Raw genomic sequence first — 4,683 nt, 5'->3', positions numbered from 1 at the left:
TCGCCACCGTCGGGCAGTTAAGCATCATGTCCGGCATCATCGGCGAACTCGATCAGCCGGACGTCAGCGGCCGCGAACTCAAGGTCTTCCCCGTCCACAACGTCGACGTGAGCGAACTGGTGCCCGTCCTCGAGAAACTGATTGCCGGATACCTCGGCGTCGAGGTCCGATCGGTCCTCTCCGTCGGAGGCCCTTCCGGCGGTCAGCCTCAGCCGGGTCCGCGACCGGGCGAGGGCCAGTCGCCCGGCGCGATCACCGTCAAGGGCGAAAAGGCCCCGGTGCTGCTGATCCCGGACTCCCGGCGGTCGGTCATCGTCGTCGCCGCGCCGTCCGCGGTGCTCTCGCGGGTCCAGCAGTGGCTCGTCGATCTCGATCAGCCCAAACCGCAGATCAACCTCTCCGAGATTGTCGAGGTCAAGTACAGCGACGTCGAGGACCTCGTCCGCCAGCTCAACATCATGCTGGCCAGCCATCCCGACGAGGGCCTGCGCACCTCCGTCAAGATATTCCCCTTCGTCACCTCGCGGCGGATCATGATCGTCGGTTCCGACCAGAACCGCCAGGTTATCAAAGACTGGCTCGAACAGATCGACGTGGCCGATATCGGCATCCGCGAGACGCGGACCTTCAAGCTCACGTACGGCGACGCCAGCCAGGTCGCTGAGAACATCAAGGAACTCTTCCAGGACGACTCGACGAGCCGCCGCTTTCGCTGGTTCACCCGCGGCGGCGGCAGCGACCGCGATCAGGTGACCGTCACCGCCAACACCCGGGCCAATACCGTTACCATCATCGCCTCGCCCGAGAAGATGGCCAAGATCGCCGAACAGATCGAGGAACTCGACCGGCCTTTCGACGGCGAAGAGGCGGCGCCGCGTATCTACACCCTCCAATACGCCGATCCGGAGAAAACGAGGGAACTGCTCGAGAACCTCTTCACCAAAAAGGAATCGTCGAACGACCCGTGGTGGAGCTGGGGGTGGGGCGACGACGACGAAACGCCCTCACCGGTCGGCCGGCTCTTCGGCCAGTTCAGCTTCGAAGCCTATCCCGAAACCGGCAGACTCATTGTGGTCAGCAAGAACGCTGAGAACTACAAGGTCATCGACGACATGATCGCCGAGATCGACAAGCCGCAGGACGCCGGCGTGCCGCGCGTGATCCAGCTCAAGTTCGCCGACGCCGAAACCCTCGCCGAACAGCTCAACGCCCTCCTCAACGCGCCCGGTACGCCCACCTCGATCCTGCGGCGGACGCGACAGGGCACCTTCGAGGGCTTCTCCGACCTCGTCTCGCCCTACAATCCCGAAGCCCGCAAAACCAATCAGCCGCAGGAGCAGAAGGACGACGCCACACTCCGGACCATGCAGTTCTGGTGGCAGAACCCGCCGCACGAGACCGACATTCGCCAGCCGAGCAACCTGGTGGGCAAGCTGCGAATCGTCCCAAACGTCGAACAGAACCTCCTGCTCGTGGCTGCGCCCGAGGAATACGCCGACTCCATCTCCCGCTTCGTCGAGGAACTCGACAAGCCGGGCTATCAGGTGCTCGTCAAAGCGGTCATCGCCGAAATCGTCCACGACGATACGATCAGCCTGGGCTACCGGTTCTCCAGCGACCCGACGCTCTTCACCTCGGGCGATCCGATCATCACCGAAAACGCCCTCCGCGGCCTGCTGAGCTACGAATACCGCGATACCGTGGGTAACGAACACACGCTGGCCCTCGACGTCAACGTCAACAATCTGATCAGCCTCCTGCGGAGGGTCACCGACCTGAAGATCAAAAGCGAACCGAAGATTCTCACAGCCGACAACATCGAAGCCGAGTTCTTCGACGGCCAGGACATTCCGTTCATCTCCGTTTCGCAGTTCACCGACGTCGGGGCGCTGAACCAGTCGTTCGAATACTTCCCGGTCGGCATCCGCCTCCGCGTCCGGCCCCACATCAGCAACGGCAAGGAAATCGACCTGACCGTCAACCTGAGCGTTTCGAGCATCGTGCCCGGCCGCACCCTCTTCGGCGGAGCCATCATCGATCGCCGCGAAACCACCACCCGCGTCGTCCTCGAGGACGGCAAAACCTTCCTGATCAGCGGCATCCTTCGCGAGGAGCAGACCAAAGTTATTCGACGCGTTCCGGGTCTGGGCGACATACCGATCCTCGGCGAGCTCTTCAAGCACCGCGAACTCGGGGCGGTCAACAGCGAATTGCTGATCTTCCTGACCCCGTACGTGATCGGGCCCGGCACCACGCGGGACGTAATCGAGTCCGAACCGCTGAAGCGATTTGAGGAGGGAATGAACCATCCCGGCAAGATCAGCCGCCACCGCGACGAACCGACCACCAGGGAGTCGTCTCTGTGAAACGTGTCCGACCCATCCTGATCCTCGCAGGCGCAGTCTGGATGCTGCTCAGCGGCTGCCAGGCCGGCCGATCCCGCGAGGCCTCGCCGGCCCAGCGGATCGAGAACATCAACCGCGAACACGTCCGGATCTTCGGCGATTTCCACCTGCCGCGCACCATCGGCGCCGTACCGAATACCGGTCTGCAGCTCCCGACCGTCAGCCCCGACGGCGAATGGCTGCTCCACCTGCGCAGCGACGGCGGCGACCTGGATCCGCGCACGCTTCTGGGCGACCCGAACGCGACTCCGGCTGAGGGAACGCTGACCGTCATGCTCCGTCCCACCGCCGGCGGCGAACCCGGCCGCCCGATCTCTAAAGGCTACCGCTGGGCCCACTCGCCCGTCTGGTCGCCCACCGGGCGAAGCATGGCGTTCGTGGCCAACGAACCGCCCGGCAGTTCCATCATTCACCTTGACCTGGCGACCGGCCGGCAAACCGTGCTCGGCGTGCCGCATGCTCTCAACTGCCTTCCACGATTCGCCGCGTCCGATGACCAGATCGTCTACTGCTCCGCTGTGGACTTCGATCATCCGTTCCGAATCTATCGGCAGCGTATCGAAGGCGAGCCGCAACCGATGGCGCCAAAGGGCGACGAGCTGCTTCTGCCCGTTTCGGTCAACGCCAATGAGGCCGTCGTTTGCGCCCGGAACGCCGCCGACTCCCTCGAATGGGTCCTGGCCCGGCCGTCCGGGTTGACCCTTCTGGCCGGCGACTGCGGATTAGGCAATCGCGCCGCTGCGCTCCAGACCCTGGCCGGTGTCGCCGACCCGATTTCGCCAAACGGTGACCGCCTGCTCTTCTACGATACGCGCCAGAACCGAATCTGTCTGCTGGACCTGCGAGACAACCGCCTCCAGCGCCACCGCCAAGGCGCCATCGCCGCGTGCTGGCTGACCGACGACGTCTTCGCCCTCGCCACGTCCGACTACCTTTTCTCAGCCAACGTCGAGACCGGCCTGAGTCCTCAAATCCTTGACGGCCCGTGGATCCCGCTGCGCTACGTGCCGGCCCGCCGGACGCTGCTGATCCTCGGCCCGCAGGGTCCCAACCGATTTGCCATCGTGGAGGTCCGATTTGTTGAACGCAATGCCAACACCGATCGCCCGAATACCGAACCGGCGCCTCGCTGAAACGGTCCTGGCCGCCGTCCTGATTGCCGCCGGCCTGACCGGCTGCTATCGCCCTGCGCCGCCGGACGTGCCCGAGTTTCACGCCCCAGCCGAGCCGGTCCGCAAGGAGATCGAGAAGGTCGCCGCCTCGGACACCGTCGCACCGACGCCGACGCCGGAAACGACGACCATGCCGACGCCCACGCCGGTTCCGGGGGCGCCGGTCGAGCTCGCCGCCTCGCCCACGCCCACGCCCCCTCCGACGGCGGAAGCCCCAGCCGCGCCGTCCATCGTCGGACGGTGGCAGATGACCGAGATGAGCCATAACGGCCAGTCCCACCCGCTGCCCGACGGCATGACCATGATCTACGAGTTCGGAGCCGACGGTAGCACGCTGACCATCAACGTCTCCGGCGGAAAACTGCCCTCGCCGCAGACCATGACCGGCTCCTACAGCGTCTCCGGCGACCAGATCACGTTCACCATGCACGACCACTCCCAGAGCGGCACATTCCGCTTCGAGGGCGACAACGTGCTGGTCATCGAAGCCGACGGAGGCGTCGTCCGCTTCAACCGCGCTTGAAAACGCATCCGGTTCGTCTTCCTGGCCCAGGCTGACCCACCGTGACGGCTGCGGGCGTCGGGGGAAATCCCTTCCATTCCTCCAGAGACTCCTGCCGCAAATCCCTGCGCCGTTTCTGCCGCCGACGCCAAAACCCGCCTTTTTGACTTTTCCGAGTCCCATGCTATCTTTATTGTGCCGGGACGCCCCGGGCCCCGGCCGCGCGTCGCACCATGCGACGATTGACAACTCAATACGCAAAACCCGCCTCCCCCGTGCCGTACGCCACTCGCGAGCGGCGACAAACCGACTCGCCGTCCGGACCCCGATCAACGACAACCGCGGGGCGCGCTCAAACGGTGCTGATGCGACCACGCCCGAATGTGCGTTTTGTACGATGTGTGCATGCCGACCGGCGCAAGTCTGTGCTTGACGAAGGGTCGGATAGTCCTTAGCCTGCGGAAGTAACTCTGCCGAGAGTACGAGAGTCGATGGCTGTGGTGCTGTCGCGGTGAACGGTTCGGTGCATGAAGGAGACGGGCGTGGACAATCGATTCAGACGAATGGGCGTGGTTCTTCTGCTGGTGCTTCTGTCGATGGCGGC

The 4,683-nt window shown here is 64.5% G+C and carries 3 protein-coding genes; all 3 read left to right on the top strand.

The features are described 5' to 3' along the window. The first annotated feature begins 26 nt into the window (after nucleotides 1-26). The 3 genes from GXY33_14695 to GXY33_14685 are packed head-to-tail and all read left to right on the top strand — an operon-like array spanning nucleotide 27 to nucleotide 4,100. The gene (locus GXY33_14695) at nucleotides 27-2,366 is read left to right on the top strand and encodes a hypothetical protein (protein NLX06384.1); all 2,340 of its coding nucleotides are present in this window, start codon (nucleotides 27-29) and stop codon (nucleotides 2,364-2,366) included. Continuing rightward, nucleotides 2,363-3,538 carry a hypothetical protein gene (locus tag GXY33_14690; protein NLX06383.1) on the top strand — a complete coding sequence of 392 codons (1,176 nt, stop codon included), beginning with the start codon at nucleotides 2,363-2,365 and terminating at the stop codon, nucleotides 3,536-3,538. Before GXY33_14695 ends, GXY33_14690 begins: the two co-directional genes overlap by 4 nt. After that, nucleotides 3,486-4,100 (top strand): lipocalin family protein, encoded by a 615-nt coding sequence (locus tag GXY33_14685; GenBank protein NLX06382.1) that lies wholly within the window; start codon nucleotides 3,486-3,488, stop codon nucleotides 4,098-4,100. The genes GXY33_14690 and GXY33_14685 overlap by 53 nt, the downstream gene beginning before the upstream one ends. Nucleotides 4,101-4,683: the final 583 nt, after the last annotated feature.

The sequence above is a fragment of the Phycisphaerae bacterium genome, from assembly GCA_012729815.1.
Lineage (GTDB): Bacteria > Planctomycetota > Phycisphaerae > JAAYCJ01 > JAAYCJ01 > JAAYCJ01.
This window is presented reverse-complemented; position numbering and strand designations above follow the sequence as displayed.